We start from the raw sequence: 19448 nt of genomic DNA on the forward strand, positions 1-19448 counted from the left end.
TCATCTGAGTGAAGTAATTAGTTTCTAATTAAGCATTAAACATTCAAAACTCAACATTGCTTTACCCGTGCGTGCTCCAGCTATAAGAAAAACTTTCATATTCCTTTACCCCTGTATTCATGCATTAAATCAGTTAGTTATTTAATTAAGCATTAAACATTCAAAACTCAACATTGCTTTTTAGCTGTGCCCTCCGTCAGCGGTATGATCTCCGTGAACACCCAGTAATGTATTCAGATATTTTTCAGCGAGTAATTCACGATTGTAATTCCTTTTTACATACGTCTTTCCGTTTTCACCCAACGTCCTTAAAAGCTCACGGTCATGAAAGAGTTTGACCACTGTATTGGCTAATTCTTCGTGGTTTTCAGGCTCAATATAGATGCCACATTGCCCGTCTTCAACGATCTGTCTGCTTTCCCCGTCAACGCCGATGATGATGGGTCTTCCCATCGCCATTGCTTCAAACATTTTGGAAGGAATGACAGTTTTAAAGAGGTCATCTTTTTTTAACAGAATCATTGACACGTCCGAAGCGGCCAAAAAACCGGGCATCTTGTCCTTTGGTTGCTGCGGGAGCATGAGTACGTTACTTAATCCCATCCTCTCCTTTTCTTTCAATAAGGTTTCCCGTTCCGCACCATCGCCGACGAGGAGAAAGAGGATTCCTTTTTTATCTTCCAAGACTTTCCCTGCCTTCAATACTGTCCTCAATGCATGAGCCATTCCGTGGGTCCCTATATAGGAAACCACGAATGTATCGTCAAGACCGTATTCTTTGGATATTGCATTGTGCCGGGGCAGCGGTGTATACATTTCCAGATCCGCCCCGTTGGTAACAATTGATATGTACTTCTCGGATACACTTTTTTTCATGATATGGCTCTTGAATGCATGTGTCAGAGAAATGATGTGGTCAGCATGAAGGTAGAAGAACCTCTCAAGACCTTCAAGAAGGTTTATGACTTGCCGCTGCTTGATGGCACCTACTGTCACGATCGATTCGGGCCACAGGTCTCGTATTTCGAGAACCCATTTGCAGCGTTTGATACGGGAAACAAAATACCCCGCCATGCCGCAAAAGAACTGGGGGGAAGTGGAAACCACGATATCGACTTCTTTCACCAATGGGGAAAGAAGTGTGGCCGAAATCATATAAGACACGTAGTTTGCTGTCCGCTTCAGGAAACCTTCATTAGGGCTCAGGTACGTCCCTACTCTCAAGACTCTGATTCCCTGAACTTCTTCCCACTGATACAAACGATTCTTGTAGCCTGTATAAACAACACCTTTCGGGTGATTTGGAACACAGGTAAGGACGGTGACTCGATGGCCAGCCTTTACCCATCGCCTTGCATTTTCAAAAGTCCTGGAAGCAGGGGCATTCACTTCAGGAGGAAAATAGTGTGTAAGAAAAAGAATATGCATGAAAAATCTACCTCTCTGTCTCGATAACCAATTCATTCTTGAAGGGTAAACTTGCCTTATTGAAGAAGACGGTCACCACCGGGCATGCTCTTTTAATTCCAAATTCAGGGCAATACCAGCCGCTAGAAATCTGCCATTGGCTACCATTGGATAGTGAGATATTGGCCACCACCTTCTCGTCGTCCATTAGGGTAATCCCGGTACCCTTAGACAACACATTTAAATCCGGGTTGATGTGAAGTCTGAGTTCAAAATCATGACTGCCTTTCCCCTCAACCCGGTCTTCAATGACCAAAGTCTTTTCTGACCACGTAATATTCCGGTAGTGTATAGGCTTACCAACAAGCCGACGATATCCATCGTGAGCGCCCTTAAAACTCAGAACACCCCCCGTTTCTTCTTTTAATTCAGCGTAAAGTGGATGGGCCCGTCGGGCACAGCGATGAGCTCCCCAAACTTCCGACTGATTTATCCCGTCTATTGTGAGCGTGTTATGGCCTGCATTCCCTCGATTGTATTGCCGTATTTCTCCGTCCTCGTATTGACAGCAGCCTGAATCAACAATTATACGTTTGCCCCTTAAAGAAAGTTCAAAGCTCAGGTTGTCACAGTGCGAATGACCGGGCTGATAATTAGGACTAACGTCGCCGCAGTCAACGATTAATTTATCGCCTTCTCGGGGAGACATAATAAAATATCCGGTATCGGGGAAAGATTGAATGGTCATTCTCTCATCCGGTAATACCTCTGCGGTTAGACGTTCATAGTAATCCTGCAACTCCTTCGGCACTGCTTCTATACCAAAAGCTGCGTCATTAAACAGGGCAATCTGTCCGTCAGGATGGGTAAGATTCAGCAAAAATGATAACATCCTGGTCGTAACTGGTTTTAGATATTCAGATAACCCCGCAACACGCCTGTCGTTGTGTCCCGCGCACAGGTTCATCAAATCCATACAATCTTCAAGGATCATGGAGTGGTACATTGGGCTCCGCTCGAAATGCCCTCCATCGGACATAATTTGTTCGTCAAGTTCTTCCCTGATGATTGCCAACCCTTTTTCCAGCCACTGCTGGGCATCCTTCCCGGTGAAGAAGAGTCCGGCAAAGATCAAGGCCTTGCCGTTCTTAAAGTAGTGATTGCCCAACAGGTGATACTCAAGGTTCTTTTTCAACCAGAGTGTTTGCTGATATAAGCTTTTCAGCCACCTTTCCTCAAGTTTTCCTTTAGTCTCAGACGAGAGAAAAAACTTGATCCAGTTAACGATACGCAGAGAAATAGGAAAGGGTTCCCATGCATCAAATGTTCCCTGTGGATTTTTCTTAATCCAGTCGTTTATGAGAAATACCTTATTTTCCCAGCAACGCCCCACTTCATGCAAATAGTCAAAATAGTGCAAGTTGTAACGCCAGAGTTTTCCAACTTCCATAGGTGACCAGTCGAACTGATTTAAATCAAAGGTTTGAGTTACATTCAGAAAGGTGAAAGTGTTTTTGTCTCCCTGCATCAGTCGGCGTATCGGCTGGTTCAGGATAACACTTTCTTCTATGGCAACTCTTTCTGTAATCGGTGATACTTTTGTTTTGTGCCCTAACAGGCGGATTATTTGATACGCAATCTGCCGAAGCTTCAGATGGAAAACGGTACGGCCATAGCATAAAAGATCGGGCACTGTTAATGTTCCATCATCTTGACAATATCAAAACTTGCCTTGGTTACCTCAACTAATTCCTCAAGGGTTATCGGCGAAGAAATACCCGCTGCAACAGCATTTACAAAAGCGGCCGCACAGGCCACCTGCCCTTTGTCCTGTCGCCAAAGATTCATCTTTCTGAAGCCGGGCCAACCAAAACCATGTAGCTTGCGAAAATTGTCCAATTGGAGTATACGGCCTGCACAGAAGACTTCCAGCCGTTCCTTAGGGAAGGACTTGTGACCATTCGCCAGGTAATGAACCGTTCCGAAAGAACCGTCGGCAAAGGTGAGAGTGAAGGTAACCTTGTCGTCCCGGACGACAATACCGGGAGCATTTCCCATCATCAGAGCTTGTACGCCGACGATCGGCGCTCCGGCCAGGTACCGGAGGAGGTCGATGAAATGGCACCCTTCACCAATGATCCTGCCGCCCCCCACTTTCCGGTCTTGGGTCCAGTGTTCCGGCGGAATCGACCCAGCATTGATGGTCATGACAAAAGATTTTGGCTCACGGACGCCCTGCAGTAAATCCTTAATCTTCAACACTTGCGGAGCAAAGCGGCGGTTGAAGCCAACCATCAACAACGGCAGTTTTGAGTTTTGAGTTTTGAGTTTTGAGTAAACTGCTATAATCTCATTGAGTTCAGATTCAGTGAGACAGAGCGGTTTTTCCACGAAGACATGCTTCCCGGCCTTCAATGCCTCACAGACAAAACGGGCATGGGAGTCGTGCCGTGTCGTGATGATCACTGTGTTAATGTCCGATGACTCGATAATCGATCCGGTGTCAGTAGTGGTCTCCTCAAAGCCGTATTTTTTCCCTGCGTGGACGCCGCTCACGCCTGCGTTTGATGCCACACTCTTGAGTCGCGCCTGGGTCTTAGTAAAAGCTGGGATCAGAACGCCAGTCGCATAATTACCTGATCCAATAAAGCCCACAACCGGCGCGCCCGGTGCGGCATATGCATTTGTCTCCCAGGTAGCCAGACTAATTGTCCGTTTCGTAAGCTCATTTTCAGGATACTCGGAAACTGACGGATAGGAAAGGACAATACCGAGGGCCTTCCCACCCTCGACAAGTTTGTAGGCTTCCTCTGCCTGGGCAAGAGGAAAACGATTTGAAACGAGAGGTTCAACATTGATGCGCCGTTCATCAAGCATATCAATAACTGCCTCGAAGTTGTGCTGCTCAGTCCAACGGACAAATCCGAAGGGATAGTCCTGCCCACCTTCTTCATAGAGCGGATCATACCGTCCTGGACCATAAGAACATGAAACCTGGAATGATAGTTCTTTTTCATAAAAATCGGCACGAGAAAGTTCAAGGCCGATAACCCCGACCAGCACGATTCTGCCGCGTTTGCGGCACATGAGCGCTGCCTGATGGACCGGTTCACTGCTCTTAGTTGATGCGGTAATAATTACAGCATCTATACCTTGTCCTCGTGAAAATACCTGTGCAACAGCAACCGGGTCCTCGCCGCGAGAGAGGTTAACTGTCTCGGCACCGAACGAACGGGCAAGGTCAACCCTCTTTTCGTCGAAATCAATGCCGAGTACACGACAACCGTTGGCACGGAAAAGTTGCACCGTGACCAGACCAATAAGCCCAAGGCCGGTAACAACAATCGTTTCACCCAGAGTTGGCCGAACAAGGCGAATACCCTGTAGTGCGATAGAACCGATAACCGTAAAGGTGGCAGCCTCGTCACTTACCTCACCAGGTATTCTGGCACAGAGGTTCTTAGGTACACAAACCACCTCGGCGTGTTTGCCGTTTGACGCTACCCGATCACCGATTGAAAAACCGTCAACCCCACTACCCACAGCAATGACCGTCCCCACATTACAGTAGCCCATGGGAAGAGGCTGATCGAGCTTGCCCCTGACAGCCTCGAAAGTCGGCATAAGACCGTCGGTCTTCACCTTGTCAAGAACCATTTTCACCTTGTCGGGCTGCTGCCGGGCCTTGTCAATCAGGTTCGCTTTACCGAAATCGACCAGCATCTTTTCGGTACCAGTAGAAACAAGGGACACGGAAGTGCGGATAAGAAGATGGCCGGGTTTTACCGATGGGCATGGGACATCTTCAAGAATTGTCTGACCGTTGTTGAGATTTTGCAGTATCTGTTTCATTGTAAGCCTCCTGTTTCTGAACCAACTATTCTGCTAACAGGTCACTCAGTCAGTATTTGGAAAAATCCTCACTGGAGCAGTGCCATAACCCAGGCATTCTTTGGGACCGGGCGGAATTTGAATTAGAGCCTTCTGGGTGCTGTCCAGAGCTCCACCATTTTTTAAATAGAATTCGACATATGTGGATTCTTTCCGTGATAGCCTTCTCTGCCAGAATGAATAGTGTTTTCTCCATCCCTGTCGGTAACATCGACTTCCTGCACGACATGTTGTACACTGACATGCAACAGCCCTGCGAACAAATACAGAAACCTGGCTCCGTCAAGGTCCCAGTGCGTAAGAGCTGGAACACTCATTGACAGGACAACTGCACTAACGGTTCCAACAAGCAGTCGATCATTGCTATTCCGTGACGCCCTGGCACCCCTCAGCATTGTGCGGAAACACAGAACGAAGAACACCACTATGGCCGCGGCCCCAAAAAGCCCACCCTCATATAGGGCTTCCAATACAATATTATGAGGCCACATAGGGGAGTCCTTCATTAAGAAATTGACTGCATAACTGCCGGGACCGTGCCCCAATAGGAGCATCTGGTCCCATGCTTTCGTCAGGCAGAAATGCCAAGCCAGAGAACGAGTTCCTGCCAAATCGCCGGTTTCGAACTTATCTGCAAATTTAAACCATCGTGCTTGATCAACCGGACCAACCTGAGGCAAAAGCATAAAAGCAAGCACTAAAGCCCCCAAGGCAAGCACTGAAAGAAGAACCATCTTCCCGATCTTCTTGCTCCCCGAGAAGAGCGAAAGGATGGGGAGAACCGCGAGAAGACCGACGAGATTTGCCCGGGAACCGGTGGCCAGTACCGCAATCAATCCAAACGGTAAAGCAAGGAGGAACGAAGAGTACTTGAGCCACCTTGAAGCAGCTCCGGTAAGTACCATCCCGGCCAACGCGATCATCCCCGCGACAACGAGGGTAGCGGGCGTATTTGGGTCAGAGCCAAAAAAAGTGCTGCGTCCGTACAATCTTCCGTAGCGCATTACTGATTGACTGCCTTGTGGAGCCACAATGAGAACTGCTGCAACCACGGCGCCTACAAAAATCAACACCTTAAGCACCTTTCTTCCATCTTCGACAGAGTGAACAAAAAATGCAGGCAATAGAAGGTAAGGAATGCCGATCCCTCCTAAACGGACCATCTTCTGAAGGCCGTAATTAGGGGCGCTGGTCCACAAAAGACCTACCATAAACACCAATTCTACCGCGACAAGGCACAACAACATTTTGAAGGGAAAATGCAGTCTCGGTTTCTCTGGCGTTCGCTTGTAAGCCCACAATCCAACGGCGCCCGCCAATATGTTCGCGAGAACTGTCAGGTCAAAGGATTTGAGAATTGATGCGCTGGTCGTTGCAGCCATTTTTATCAGCGGTACCATAAGGAGCAGGGCAAAAACTGACCACGGGTAAACGGCAAGAATACAAACGGCGGCCATGGCCATTGCTACAACTGCCGCTACAACTATTTCCATGGTGTCACACCATCCTTTTTTTGGGCACGTACCTTTTCGGCTGAATCAAATCGTTCATTAAGTGTCTTTCGATGAGAGCAAATTGATGATGGCTTCACAATGTCTGCCATCATCAATTTGCTCTCATCGATGGTTTTTCCTGTATGCCCTGACAAGCTTCTCAACTTCCTTGAGTTCAGCGGAAATTCGTTCCTCCCAAGTCCAGATGTTCTTTCTGGCAAACTCTAATGCTCCGCGGGCAAGCTTTTGCCGCCTTTCATCGTCGGCAAGAAGTTCTCCCAAGATGACTCCCAAACGGCATAGGTCCTTCTCTTCAAGCAGCATCCCTGTCACACCGTCTCGCATGACTTGTGATGTGCCGCCGACGTTGTATGCTATCACGCAGGTGCCACTGTGCAACGCTTCCATGATCTGGTTGCCCAGATTTGTCAGGTCCTGTACTGTCAAGAACAAATCGGCTGCGTTGTGCAGTTCAAGAACCTTATTGTGTGGAACGAAGCCAAGAAATTTGACGTGATCCGAAACGCCCAATAGTCTGGCCTGGCGCTCAAGGTCTTCGCGCAAATTCCCATCCCCGGCAACTACCAAATACGTTTCCGGTACTTGTTTCAATATCTCTGGCAAAGCATCAATTGAACGATCCACTCGCTTCCAGAAATCCAACCTTACTGCTTGGAAAATCATTTTGTCGGTAGATTTAAGTCCGATGGATTCCTTTATTGACCCTACGTCCAAATTGGGCTTATAAATGTCCGGGGCCGTACCATCTAACCAAAAGCGAAAACGTTCCTCCGGGAATTTCAATTTCTTAATAGCCTTATCCCCTTCAGTCCCGTCGTTACTTATAATCAGCAAGTCCATAGGGATTTTCAACGCCAGTTTCGACAAGATTATAGGTAACCGCTTGTACCAGGGAACGTTGAACAGATAGTGGCTTGACCAAGTTCCCCAATAGTGAACAAGGTGTGGAACCCTATACCTATGAGAAAGCAAATAACCCGCAAGAATGAAAGTCCGCCGATACGAGTATATGACATCTGGGGGGGATGTACGGGCGGCCTTGATCACCGCTTTGAGTGCTTTTGAGGTTTGAACAATTAACCCAATTTTAAAATACGTGCGAATCGGCCTACTATGACGACCCACGCGAAGCCCAGGAGTCAGCCAATCCGCCACATACCTTCGATAAATATGTATACCTTCAACCATGAAATCCTTGTCGGAACTAAAGTCGCCCGTTGCCACCACATGCACCTCGTGGCCTTTCTGCACAAGATGCTTCCAGTAAAGTGGCACTAAAGGGACCCCTGCAATACTATCCCAATCCTCCGTCTCAAACATTGTGTGAAGACCGTCCCAGTCACCAACTAAAAAGTAAAATGTCAAATGTTTCGTATCCACTGGGCTGATTCCATTCTCCTGCATAAACGCCTCCCTGCATATTTACTTTTATAGGACAATACAATAAACTAATCTTCGGTATCTCACCTAGTCCGAGCCAAGTCCTGATCGTGTTCGTACCGTAAGCATTCGCAACCAAGTGCTCAGGTCAAGGCAAATACCTTAAGGTAGTTGGTGTCACGGAAAAAAACTATTTGGCAGCTCGCCAGGGTACGTTCTCCAAACCATTTAACGTTACTTAGAGTTTTCATTGGCCGCTCCGGTCGAGCAACTTGCTGGTTAAGTTCTTCAGTTCAAGGAGATCCGATAACGTTCTGCAACGATACTCAGTGGAATCAATTTGTGTAAGAGTGATGACCTATCAGATGCTGTGCTAAAATGTGCCTCCAACACTCGGGAAACCCATTTCTGGGAAAGAATTCCCAACTCCACCAAAAAAAATAGTCGCTCTTTAACAAAATCCTCCCGTTCTACACCAAAAACACTTAGATGGGAAGGCAACAGCAATTCTGGACGGGCTTTGTTCTTAAGTTGTTCCCGGACGTAGCTCGGAAGATTGGTGTACAGCCGGGCCTTCAGATCATTAAAAAACCACCCTTGTTTAGCCTCATCGAGATAAGTTATACCGAAGCCGTTACGCATCCCAGCAAGCTCTGGAAAATGCTTGTTGAATGACAGCCTATAGACATCAAGTGAAGGATGTCTCATTTCTGGTGGCAAACGAAGCATAAAATCCATAAAGTCGATATCCGCTAGTGGGAACCGGACATCCACGATACCTCTTCCAGCACCTAGCACGGTTGCGATACGCCTCCTCTGGCGTTGCGTAAAATTGTGCCAAATCAATTTGTTGAGCAGGATGGATGTATTAGTTTTATCGAACAACCTGAAGAAATTCCTTTTCGGGGCATTCTGGATATCAAGCGGCATGCGGTGCCCCATGGCCTGCTTGATTTCAAATTCCGGCAGGAACTGAAGATTCTCCTTGGCAAACATTGATTCTTTTGCACCCCGTTGGGTTAATGGCCAGGGTTTCTTTTTGCCACGGAAGGCATCGCCAAACGCACCAAAAAACACCACGTCACAGCATTCTGCCAGCTTTGCCGTTGCCACGATGTATTCACCGGTACAGATGCTACCGTCATTAAGGTCTATCCACTTGTTCTCGTTTGCCACAGCGTCAGCAAAGTCGTAAAAGCAATGTTGGTAAGGAATTCCCAGATGATTACAAATAGCCCGCGCGCAGCTGATGTCAGGATGGTCCTCTAACCCGGTCGAGGCGCCCAATTCACAGCGGTTGCCCAATCGTGCGATCAACTGGCGCGAGTCCAAACCTCCGCTGATCGTCATTCCTACATGCCTTCCATCTTCTGCAAAGCGAATAACAGCTTGATCAATCAGGTGTTTGATGTCGTCGGCGACTTGGTCGGCTTGAGAAAGCAAAGGGTCTGGTTCCATGCGTGGCTGCCAGTATGTAGTTTCCCCTGTCAAACCCTTTTTCCACTGGATGGCTTGGCCATTTCGTAAAGCATGGATGTTTTGAACATAGGTCCGATTATCTAGGGGGTAGCCTAGTACCATGTATTCTGTTAGAGCTTCCGGATCAAAATAGTTGGGTCTGTTACTGTGTTGCAGAAGCCCGAGGAACGAAGTTGACCACTCAAAAGTGCCTGCGGATATTGAGTAATAAATAGGGATCGTAACCAAGCGATCGGCTACCAACAGAATAGAATCGCCTGACCGATTCACGGCCACCGCCGCCCAGTTGCCATTAAGCTTTGAGAATATCGATATTCCCTGTTCCTCATACTGTGTCGCCAGTGAATCTGCAAAAACGTTTCGCGAATCGGTGAGACTTTGCCTATTTTGGCCAACAATGAAACCCGTATAGATCAATACAGTATTGCCGCTCAATGAGTTACCAATTTGAGGGGGAGTTCCACGAAAATGGAATTCTCGAATGAAACCGTTGCTAAAGCGAACATCCGAATACTCCAACTTCGTTACTTCGAGATTTGGAAGTATAGGGATCTGAATATCTGAATCAGACCCAACCCCAACTTTTCCATAAAACCCAGCCATATAAGACCTCCTTTATTTTGGCAAAGTCGTTAAACCGTTCGCGCCTCGAACATACGCGACAAAGTGCTTCGGCCAGGACGGAAACTTTTGATAGAATGGTGCCGGAAAAAAAATAACCACCTTCGCAGCATGCCACGGTGCGAATCGCTCGGGCCGGTCCCCGAACCATTTGTTGTTGATTTCAGCCCCTATCTGCCAGGAATAAACCAAATCATAATCCCAATCACCATCGGACCATCTATGGAATGAATCTGTTTGACGGCGCATACCAGATCCGAGAGCAATCCAGGGTGTAACTTCACTGACACCGTGTATGGCCGCGCTGTTTACTGTACGGCGGAAAGCCTCCCGTGTATCAGCAAGTTCGATGATCCTGTAAAGGGACAATGAAAATGCGTCACCGGGTTCTTCAAGTGTGTACCACTGAGCCTGCATCCAACCGGTAGAACTAGAAGAGGGCATCCAGCCGCCCCGCTCGTATTGTTCCACCCGGGCCGATGGAAAAATAGATTTGGCTATATCATAGATAATTCTGTGTTTTTGGGTGATTGCGGCATTCCATTGTGCGTCATTCTGTCGAACATGGAACCGTTCAGAATCAAGCAGTATTGCTGACAAAGTGACATTCCCACGGTGCAAGCTATTTGCCTGTTTCAGCGCATCCTTGACAAACTGCAATCTGCTCTGGAATAACTTCACCTCCGCTTCGTGGCTGGCACCGAAGTCTGTGGGTGGCAGATCTTTCCCAAATCGTCGGTGCCAGGGTGAGTAGTTAATCGCCACCGTGCAAGGGATCGAGGGCTTAGTATCATTGATGGACTTGCAGACGCGAACCGCCGCTGCTATTTCACCTGGGTCTGCCGACTCAGCCCGCAGACTAATAGCGTGTGTTAACCGAGCGAATTCTTTAAGGAGGTCATCCGTCGAATTAGAAAGCAACTCCGTGGGGAGCGGCCAGGAATAATGTACCTTAGGTAATGGTCTAAGTTCTCGCAACCATTCTACAATTTTATCTCTGGAAGGTTGCGGAGGAGCCGATGGGTTGTCTGCATATACCGGCTGAAAGCAAAGAAGAAGACTTGTCATTACCGCAACTAATAATGCAGAAACGGCAGCCTGTGTGGCCACGAGACGCCACATAAACTTAAGTGGACTTTGAGTGGTCATCTTCTCCATAGTCATAATATGTTCCTCCTTGTGGCCATTGCTGAGGGGTTTAATAATAGGGTATATTTCCTATTAACCACTAAACGGGGATGCCTGCAAGTTACCTTCTCTGAGAAGTGCATCTCCAAATTTACAGTAGCACGAGATGAAGCCCGCCTGTCGCTAAATCCATTGAGAGATCGTGCCATAGTTTCATAAACCAAACTCGTTAACAAAGGGATTAGACTCCAAGAATGATTCTTCTGAGCTTAAGACAATGGGTCTGCCGCTGAGACGGTACCAGTTTCTCCGACCTCATTCACGATGGAGATGTACTTACCCGAACCAGTGCGCTCAATGTCGTTAACGTACTCTACATTTATAGCGATCTGATTGCCTATTTTCCGGCGAAACTGGGAGATAACGTTCTTCTCGTCCTCGCGAGAATATCCAAGATCTCGAACTATTCGGACGACGATTTGACCCCGTTGGCGCTGCACCACCTGCATCAACTTAATGTGCGCGCACTTCTTCGCTATGACAGATATGTTTGTTACTCGGCTCCCGTCAGGCAACTCAAAATAGCGCCCTGTCCTGCCATGAATGCGTCGGATGATCTGGCCGGGATATCCCGCATAGCAGCGGTCTTTAGGGTCATAGACGACGAGATCGCCGGTCCTGTAGCGGATCAATGGCCATGCAGTGTCATGCATGTTGGTTCCAACTATTTCCGCGAGTATTGCACCATCTTCTTGACCCACCGGCAGAAACTCCAGAATAGAGTAATCCATGTCGTAATGCAGGTGCCCACAATCGTACATGGTAATCGAACCGACAAATTCGTTTTGGCCATATCGGTTACGGATTGTAGAACCAAAGACGGCGCGTATCGTATCCTCGTATTGGGGTTGAAGTTCCTCCGAACTGGTGAATATGTAGGCAGGAGGAAGTCGGAGGGACAGCGATCGATCTTGCATAAAACATGCTACTGTATATATGGCGCTCGGATAGCCCAAATAAAAATGGCTATAACGTCTGTTAAGCGATCTAAAGTAATGCGGCAGGTTGTGCTCGTTCATATGAAAAATGCTGAACATTCGCTGGCGGTTCGCCCAGTTGTCGACCCAAAAGGGCGGTTCGTTTTGTCCCGGAGGGATGAGCTCAAGACCCGTGAAAGATGAATAGGGTTCCCGAACTGTGTCTTTGGTAAAGAAACGCGCGCGAAGAAATGCCCATTCCATCTGCTCGATATAGGCTGGTCGTGGAACTAAAAGAGGGGTACCTGTAGAACCGCTTGTCGCATACCAGTTCAGATGCTTTTCCAACCATGAGCGACTAATCAGGTCTTTTCCGGCAGAGACTACATCCGACTTCTGCAGCAGCGGGAGTTTCGATAAGTCCTCCACAGAATCAATATCCCTTGGTGACAATCCTAGTTTGCTAAAAAGGCGCTGATAGTATGGCACCTCAGACACGGCCTTGTATATTTGTTCTCGCAGACGGTCATTCTGAAGGGCTCGAAGCCGTTCTTCAGACCAATAATGCGCCTCTTCGAAAAAACGGAGCCAGCGCAAGAACTCTCCGCTGAAGCGACGTCTGTTCTTTGTCCATCCGGCGATACTTGCTACGGTACTACGAACAAGTGAAGGTGAATGGTCGTAGATGGTCCGGGTCAGACGGTTATCCATTATATGATCACTCCCTGCCGCGCAGCGGAAAGTCTAAGAGTCTCCAATAGAATTTCCTCAATTTTTCTTGCTCTATTTCCCCATTCCAGTGTTCTTCCATTGCTACTCGCGCTAACTTACCCATTTTCTCCGCACGTTCTCGGTCAACAAGCAATGCTCTGACAGCAGCTGCGAGAGAAGCCGTGTCCCCAGGGGCATAGAGAATACTTGTTTCATCAGTCAAGAAGAGCCTCTGCGGTGGAAGATCGGAAGCTATTGTAGGCATTCCACTTGCCATGTACTCGAAGGCTTTACAGGCAATATTGCGGTGGAACTTCGGATAGTCGAGGAGCGGAACTATTCCGAGACGAGCCTGCGCTAAGACTGCCGGAATGCTCGAATGAGGAAGGAGTCCGGTGCAATTCACATACTGCTCCAAGCCATAGCTCCGGATCCGCTCAGAGATAGCGCCTGCCATCTCTCCTTCAGGCTGGCCAATCAGGATTAGCCGGACGGGCATCCCTTCGAGTCGAAGCAGATTGAGCGCATCCAGCACGGTATGAGTACCGGAACGAAGGGAACTCATGGAACCTAACACGGCGACGTCATACTCCCGTTCGGCTAAACCTGGATAATCTGTAGGAAACTGTTCCAGTAGAGCAGAATTGAAGCAGACAAGTTTCCGTTCGGGAGGCACAATGTCGAAGAGGTCGTAAACTCCGGGGTCAGCCGTGATAACACCATCGAAATGACGGCCAGCGGCTGATTCGAACGCCCGGACCGTCCGGAATATGCCGCGACGACCCCATGCCGGAAGGGTCTTGTGGCGTTCATAAAGTGCCGAGGCCATGTCTTCACGACAGTCGTAAACGACACGACACCGACCCCAGGCCTTCAGTGCAAACCCGAGAGGGAGTTGTTCGAGAGAGCATAACTGAACCACGTCCGGCTCCAGGGCAACAATGCGTCTGTAGAGATTGAGGCCGCCGCTTCGCCGTGCGAGCCAGCGTTCTCTTTCCGAAAGCGATATCCATGTAAAAGCCCGCTCAGCCTGTCCGCACGGAGCCCCGGATGCATAAAGTACCTCGTGCCCCCCCTCCACAAGCGCAGGGCCCTGGATATCGTAAGGTCGAAAGTCACGCCATAGAGTACGAGTAAGTAGAAGAAGAATTCGGGCCATGTCAAAGATTACCGATTTGGTCTAAAAACATCAAAGGGATCGGAAAGATATAAGCTCTATTCCGGATTCATCTATGAAGGATGCAACCTCCGTGTCCAGACATATGGGCGTATCCTCAGCCCAAGTCTTCAAATGCCAATCAGATGGCTGGTCCTCTGGGCCATGATCACCCGGATGCAGGAGAATCTCGGAGCATCCTGATGGTATGGCGGCAATGCAAGCGAGCAATTGCTCTTTGGGGGAGGAGCCGGAAGGCAGGCCCATGCTTCGTGTTGCTTTCCATTGCGGGGTTAATATCCCTGCTTGTCTTAGTCTGAGGTGTCCCCAGTGGAGCAATACCAGGACAGGCGCGCGCTTCAAATTGTGCTGCAGCCAAGGTATCACGGCACTATAGAGCGTTGTATCCCCGCGCATTCGGTGGCGACTCAAGGGTGTGCGGGCGCGCTTAATGAGTTGTTCCTTCATCGCTTCTACCATGGCGCGTCGCACAACGGGAAGTTTGTGGATCCCGTGGTGGCTGTCACAATGTGTAGGGACGACACCAAGGTCCAGGCAACGCTCGATCTGCGCTGCCAGTTCACGGCGCACCTCTTCAAAGTACTGACCTCCTCGCCAGAGACGGGCACTCTGGAGGGCGTTGCCTGGGAAATTACCGTGCTCATCCAAGAGGTCTGGGATTGCATCATGCGGGCATATGGGTGGACCTTCAGTCAGGTTTAGGTGGACACCGACACTGAGCTCGGGCACCTCAGAAGCTCGTTTGGCGGCATATTGAGCCGCAGGCATATTGACCATTAGAGTTGTGCTGGTCACAATGCCTTGAAGATGGCACTGAACAATAGTATCTGTGAGCTTACGCCCCCAACCGAAGTCATCGGCATTGATGATCAGACGTTTAGTTCGAATTTGAATCATTTTGACCTCAAAGGGTATGGAATTGCGGCTCCAAAGGCGCGGCGGCTCATCATCTCATATCGGACCAGGGTAACGAAAGATGCGTTGACGCTGTGGTTGGTCAATACCGCCCTACGCCAAAAGATAGCGAATGCACCTTCTCGCTATCTTCGCAGGTTGAATCAGAGTCCACACAAGCCAAGAAAATAGAAAATTTAGCGAACCAAAATAGTAAAGCCAACTCAACAAACCGAATCTCAGTTTCTCTTTTCGAACAAGATCAAGAGCTTCCTTGGCTATGTCAAGCCTACAATGCTGGGATGCAAGAAACGATAGTGATGTTGCATACTGATTAATAAGGATAGTTCGGATCTTGTTTCTATCAACGCCACCGTACTTGTTTGCGTAGTGCAGATCCAATTCTAAAGCATTCCTCATAAACTTGAGGCTCTTCTCGGGTGATTTGGAGAGACAAGCGGACTCAGGCAAGGAATTGCGTGTTGCCAGAGGCTCATCTATATAAGAGAATTTTGAACGATGAGCAAACTCGGCAAAAATTTGAGTATCGGTCATAAGCCACTTGTCACTGAACTCATATTGACATTCTTTGCGTATTTCCATAAGAATCGATGTACGGACCATTACGGTACATGTAACAACAGGATACTTGAAAGTTATAATGTTGTGCAATAAGACTGCCCCTTGGCGTGGCAGATTGACTATAGGACGGTTCTTGTAAAAGGTACTTATTGTCTTTTTTTTCTCTACAAGGTGCCAAGCCGCATCGCTGTGGACTAATCCAACATCGGGATGCGACTCAAGACATTCCACCTGCTTCTTCAGCTTCAGTGGGTTATGCCAGTAATCGTCACCTTCGCAATATGCGATATACTTTCCTCGGCAAGCATCATATACGTGCCTTAAATTCTTATGCATCCCCACGTTACTTTCAGACGTGAGAACGCGGATTATATTAGGATGTTTCTTTTGATATTCAAGTACTATTTCACGGGTGCGATCAGTAGAACAGTCCTCACCTATGATCAACTCAAACGGGAAGCCCGTTTTCTGCATCAAAACGCCTTCTATTGCCTTGGCGATGTAAGGCTCGTGATTATAAGTGATCATGTGAACGCTTACTAAGGGGGTCTGGGTTAAGACGGCTTGATCACTGATTTCCAAACAAGGAACATTTTCGCTTGGTGTATCCAAAATATTTTCTCCATGCATTGTTTTAAAAGGATCCGCTTTTGACACTTAATGAATACAACAAATCTGTGTTAGTTTGGGCTTAATCATCTCCAAAGATTCCATAAACGAGGGGAGCTTCGTAAGTCGGCAAAGCACGACATACAAAACAATGCCGGTTACAATTTGCGCAATTAACAGAAAAGGTTGTTGAGAAATTGAGAGAAAGGTAATCACATGAATACCTCCAGCCATGAGCACCGAAAGAATTAAGCTATGCAAAAGATCGCGAAGCTGTTCCACTATCGGATAGTCCAAGAACTTTCCCGTGTAATAGCTGTTTAGAAAGTAACAAATAATGGAACCAACGATTTGCCCAGAGATCATGACCGAAATACCCCAGTGAAAAGTGAGAACAATCAAGGCTACACCGAGCATCTTCTTTAGGATCTCAAGTCGAAAGAAAAGATCGGATCGCCCTTGAGCAACCAATACGCTTAGATTTATCGCGTGAAGAGGATATAGCAGTCCTACCATGCAAAGGAGCTGGAGATAGGGAACGCAGGGCAACCATTTCTCTGTAAGAAGAACAAGCACCAAAGGTCTTGCAACTGTGGCCAAGCCGATCATCAAGGGAAAATTGACCATTGCTAAAATGGTCAGCGATTTATGAACACCGACTTTCAGCCGGGGCTTATCCCCTTGAATGGAAGAAAACACTGGGTAGGCCACACGGGAAACAGAAGCCGAGATGTTATCTACTGGCAATTGCTGCATTTGGTTTGCGCGTGAATAAAATCCCAAGTCTGCTGCCGAGAACATCTTACCAATAATAATTGAAAACAGATTGTTGTAAATTCTATCCAGTAGTGCTGAAAAAAGGAGTCTGGAACCAAATGGAAACATCGTTCGCAGTGAGTTGAAACTGAATAGCAATGCAGGACGCCAGTTAACAAAAAGCCACAACAAAGCTGTACGTACGAGGTTAACCGCAATCGATTGAGCGACGAGACTCCACACGCCATATCCCATATATGCCATGATCACGCCGATACTGCCAGACACCACTGTTGCAACCAGATTGAACTTCATTTGGGGCTTGAAATTAATATGTTTCGTGAGTATGGCTCCCTGTACCACCCCAAACGAATTGATGATGAGGTTCAGTGCAAGAACCCGTGTTAAAACAAGCAGATTGGGCATATTGTAGAAAGAAGCGATCCAAGGTGCAGCGAGCCACAATAATCCAACCACCAAGAAACTCACAATGATATTGAAATAAAAAACTGTGCATTCATCAAGATGGTTTACATCCTGCTTCTGAATTAAGGCCGAACCAAAGCCACTATCGATAAAACATTGCGCAACCGCCATAAATATTGACAGCATGGCAATCTGCCCGTATTGTTCAGGTACCAGCAAGCGGGCCAAAATTATGTAGATGACAAACTGGATACCCTGCTGTCCGATTCGCTCGCACAAACTCCAGAAAAAGCCGTGTGCTACAACATGTTTGAGATTATGAGTCATGAGCCTCTTGCAAAAAATACTTGCTTCCAATAAGTCTGTACAGCCATTATGCTAACCGCAGATATCTGGTGAAGTCACTTTTCAAAATAAACATTCAACAGCATCGGGCGCAAATGCTGGTATTCCCAGAACATCCTTTACTTCTTTTCTTTCCGCAAACGAATCGTCTATCAAAATTGCTCTTGCACTTTTTATAAAATGTGATTTCGGTAGGCCATCTTTTATATTGACGATAAAATCAAAAACATTATTTAACCTAAACTTTTTGAGAGTTTCCCCAAGATGACTTACATGCCGTGTCAAAAGGATAACTTTAATATTGTTATTAATGCACTTATAAATAAAGCTAATCAAATTCGTATTCACTTTGTCGGAAATAACAAGACAATCGTCAAGGTCGATATAGACCTCATCAAATGTAAAATCTAACTCATAACAATTATCCAACGCCCGATCCAATTCAATCTTAATATTATTGGAGAGAAGCTTAACCTCTTCATCGAACGCATCGAAAATACTCAAAAGAGCAAAGTTGATCCCCAGATTTCTATATAAAGCTGAAGAGCCCCCCAATCTGGCAGCGACCTCTAATAGAACAAGTTCGCCGTCTCCTCTTTCCTTAACCTGAAAAAACCAAGCCCCTCTAAAGCTAAGATATTTATTTATCTTTTCTGCGAGAATCTCAAAGGGTCTTTTATCGGGGACAAGCGAAATTGTATTAACACTGATGCCATTCATTATTCTTCTTCGCTCTCTCGGCCCGGCAAATAGAAGCTTTCCCTTTCGATCCGTAAAACAATCTACAGTAAATTCCTTACCCGGGAGATATTCAAGAATCATGCAGTTTGGGTACTCCTCCATGTGGCATCTTGCCTGCTCGGCATTAATGATTTTCCTTGCACCGCGTGTGCCATAACCTATTTCTGGTTTTATGAATACCGGATAAGTATCGATCTCTTCGATTGATTTGTACACCTTTGGTGTTAAGATGGCGTGTCTTAAACGCTCATAGGTCTTCGCCTTTGAAGAACATGTACGCACTGTTTCAAGAGGGGACGAAATTAGCTCACACCTCAGAGACTCTCGGTTCTCTGTTAGTATTGTGATCACGCTATCCATAGACGGATACATTGCATCTATCTTCTGCCCTTCAACTAAGTGACGTATGAAGGGGATATAAGTTGGATCAGTTATAAAAGGAATGTCTCCCATATAGTTCTCATAGACAAATTTTCCATGATCCTCGACGCTACTGCCCCCTATCAATTTGACGTGCCTCGAATATCTAAGTGAGCGATGTATCTCTAGCCCAATCTCCGATCCACAAGGAAAAACCAAAATAGTCTTCTTATCCATGCGACTCCGCGGCCTCCTTTACCATGAAACATATTATATCAATGACTTCCGACTCTATGTCGGGGCATACTGGCAAACAATAATGCTTCTCCACCAACTTTCTCGGTGCCAAACGTTTTCCCAAGCTGTGTGGGCTTACATCCGCTGTAGACGAGAGCTTGGCCAATTGTACATTTAGAATAAACATTGCGCGTTTTTGAGATTTCTCACCCA

General features: G+C 47.2%; 13 protein-coding genes. All 13 read right to left on the reverse strand.

Features of this window, described 5'->3' with window-relative positions:
- Positions 1-180: 180 nt before the first annotated feature.
- The 13 genes from NT010_16590 to NT010_16650 all read right to left on the reverse strand — a co-directional run bounded on the left by NT010_16590 (position 181) and on the right by NT010_16650 (position 19235).
- The gene (locus NT010_16590; GenBank protein MCX5807659.1) at positions 181-1428 is read right to left on the reverse strand and encodes a glycosyltransferase family 4 protein; all 1248 of its coding nucleotides are present in this window, start codon (positions 1426-1428) and stop codon (positions 181-183) included.
- 7 nt (positions 1429-1435) lie between these two features.
- Positions 1436-3100, reverse strand: coding sequence for an alginate lyase family protein (locus NT010_16595; GenBank protein MCX5807660.1), 1665 nt, complete (start codon positions 3098-3100; stop codon positions 1436-1438).
- A 2-nt stretch (positions 3101-3102) separates the two neighbouring features.
- Positions 3103-5259 carry a bi-domain-containing oxidoreductase gene (locus NT010_16600; GenBank protein ID MCX5807661.1) on the reverse strand — a complete coding sequence of 719 codons (2157 nt, stop codon included), beginning with the start codon at positions 5257-5259 and terminating at the stop codon, positions 3103-3105.
- A 161-nt stretch (positions 5260-5420) separates the two neighbouring features.
- The gene (locus tag NT010_16605) at positions 5421-6791 is read right to left on the reverse strand and encodes an O-antigen ligase family protein (protein ID MCX5807662.1); all 1371 of its coding nucleotides are present in this window, start codon (positions 6789-6791) and stop codon (positions 5421-5423) included.
- A 123-nt stretch (positions 6792-6914) separates the two neighbouring features.
- Positions 6915-8216: a glycosyltransferase family 4 protein gene (locus tag NT010_16610; protein MCX5807663.1), complete on the reverse strand. Its 1302-nt coding sequence runs from the start codon at positions 8214-8216 to the stop codon at positions 6915-6917.
- A 264-nt stretch (positions 8217-8480) separates the two neighbouring features.
- Entirely contained in the window at positions 8481-10274 is a 1794-nt protein-coding gene (locus NT010_16615) for an asparagine synthase-related protein (protein MCX5807664.1), read from the reverse strand.
- Positions 10275-10286: 12 nt separating this feature from the next.
- A complete protein-coding gene (locus tag NT010_16620) occupies positions 10287-11456 on the reverse strand; it encodes a hypothetical protein (protein ID MCX5807665.1) in 1170 nt (389 codons plus the stop codon).
- Positions 11457-11689: 233 nt separating this feature from the next.
- Positions 11690-13108 carry a hypothetical protein gene (locus NT010_16625; protein MCX5807666.1) on the reverse strand — a complete coding sequence of 473 codons (1419 nt, stop codon included), beginning with the start codon at positions 13106-13108 and terminating at the stop codon, positions 11690-11692.
- Positions 13109-13115: 7 nt separating this feature from the next.
- The gene (locus NT010_16630) at positions 13116-13685 is read right to left on the reverse strand and encodes a glycosyltransferase (GenBank protein ID MCX5807667.1); all 570 of its coding nucleotides are present in this window, start codon (positions 13683-13685) and stop codon (positions 13116-13118) included.
- Between the two features lie 612 nt (positions 13686-14297).
- Positions 14298-15182 (reverse strand): ChbG/HpnK family deacetylase, encoded by an 885-nt coding sequence (locus NT010_16635; GenBank protein MCX5807668.1) that lies wholly within the window; start codon positions 15180-15182, stop codon positions 14298-14300.
- A 111-nt stretch (positions 15183-15293) separates the two neighbouring features.
- Positions 15294-16289: a glycosyltransferase gene (locus NT010_16640; protein ID MCX5807669.1), complete on the reverse strand. Its 996-nt coding sequence runs from the start codon at positions 16287-16289 to the stop codon at positions 15294-15296.
- Between the two features lie 129 nt (positions 16290-16418).
- Complete coding sequence (locus NT010_16645) at positions 16419-17879, reverse strand: lipopolysaccharide biosynthesis protein (GenBank protein ID MCX5807670.1); 1461 nt, start codon at positions 17877-17879, stop codon at positions 16419-16421.
- Positions 17880-17960: 81 nt separating this feature from the next.
- Positions 17961-19235, reverse strand: coding sequence for an ATP-grasp domain-containing protein (locus NT010_16650; protein MCX5807671.1), 1275 nt, complete (start codon positions 19233-19235; stop codon positions 17961-17963).
- Between the last annotated feature and the right edge of the window lie 213 nt (positions 19236-19448).

It is taken from the genome of Pseudomonadota bacterium (genome assembly GCA_026388275.1).
Lineage (GTDB): Bacteria > Desulfobacterota > Syntrophorhabdia > Syntrophorhabdales > Syntrophorhabdaceae > JAPLKB01.

What these genes read in the sequence shown, in the direction of transcription:
- NT010_16590 (MCX5807659.1), bottom strand. Translation starts at nt 1,428, where the DNA reads ATGCATATTCTTTTTCTTACACACTATTTTCCTCCTGAAGTGAATGCC.
- NT010_16600 (MCX5807661.1), bottom strand. Translation starts at nt 5,259, where the DNA reads ATGAAACAGATACTGCAAAATCTCAACAACGGTCAGACAATTCTTGAA.
- NT010_16605 (MCX5807662.1), bottom strand. Translation starts at nt 6,791, where the DNA reads ATGGAAATAGTTGTAGCGGCAGTTGTAGCAATGGCCATGGCCGCCGTT.
- NT010_16610 (MCX5807663.1), bottom strand. Translation starts at nt 8,216, where the DNA reads ATGCAGGAGAATGGAATCAGCCCAGTGGATACGAAACATTTGACATTT.
- NT010_16615 (MCX5807664.1), bottom strand. Translation starts at nt 10,274, where the DNA reads ATGGCTGGGTTTTATGGAAAAGTTGGGGTTGGGTCTGATTCAGATATT.
- NT010_16620 (MCX5807665.1), bottom strand. Translation starts at nt 11,456, where the DNA reads ATGACTATGGAGAAGATGACCACTCAAAGTCCACTTAAGTTTATGTGG.
- NT010_16625 (MCX5807666.1), bottom strand. Translation starts at nt 13,108, where the DNA reads ATGGATAACCGTCTGACCCGGACCATCTACGACCATTCACCTTCACTT.
- NT010_16635 (MCX5807668.1), bottom strand. Translation starts at nt 15,182, where the DNA reads ATGATTCAAATTCGAACTAAACGTCTGATCATCAATGCCGATGACTTC.
- NT010_16640 (MCX5807669.1), bottom strand. Translation starts at nt 16,289, where the DNA reads ATGATCACTTATAATCACGAGCCTTACATCGCCAAGGCAATAGAAGGC.
- NT010_16645 (MCX5807670.1), bottom strand. Translation starts at nt 17,879, where the DNA reads ATGACTCATAATCTCAAACATGTTGTAGCACACGGCTTTTTCTGGAGT.
- NT010_16650 (MCX5807671.1), bottom strand. Translation starts at nt 19,235, where the DNA reads ATGGATAAGAAGACTATTTTGGTTTTTCCTTGTGGATCGGAGATTGGG.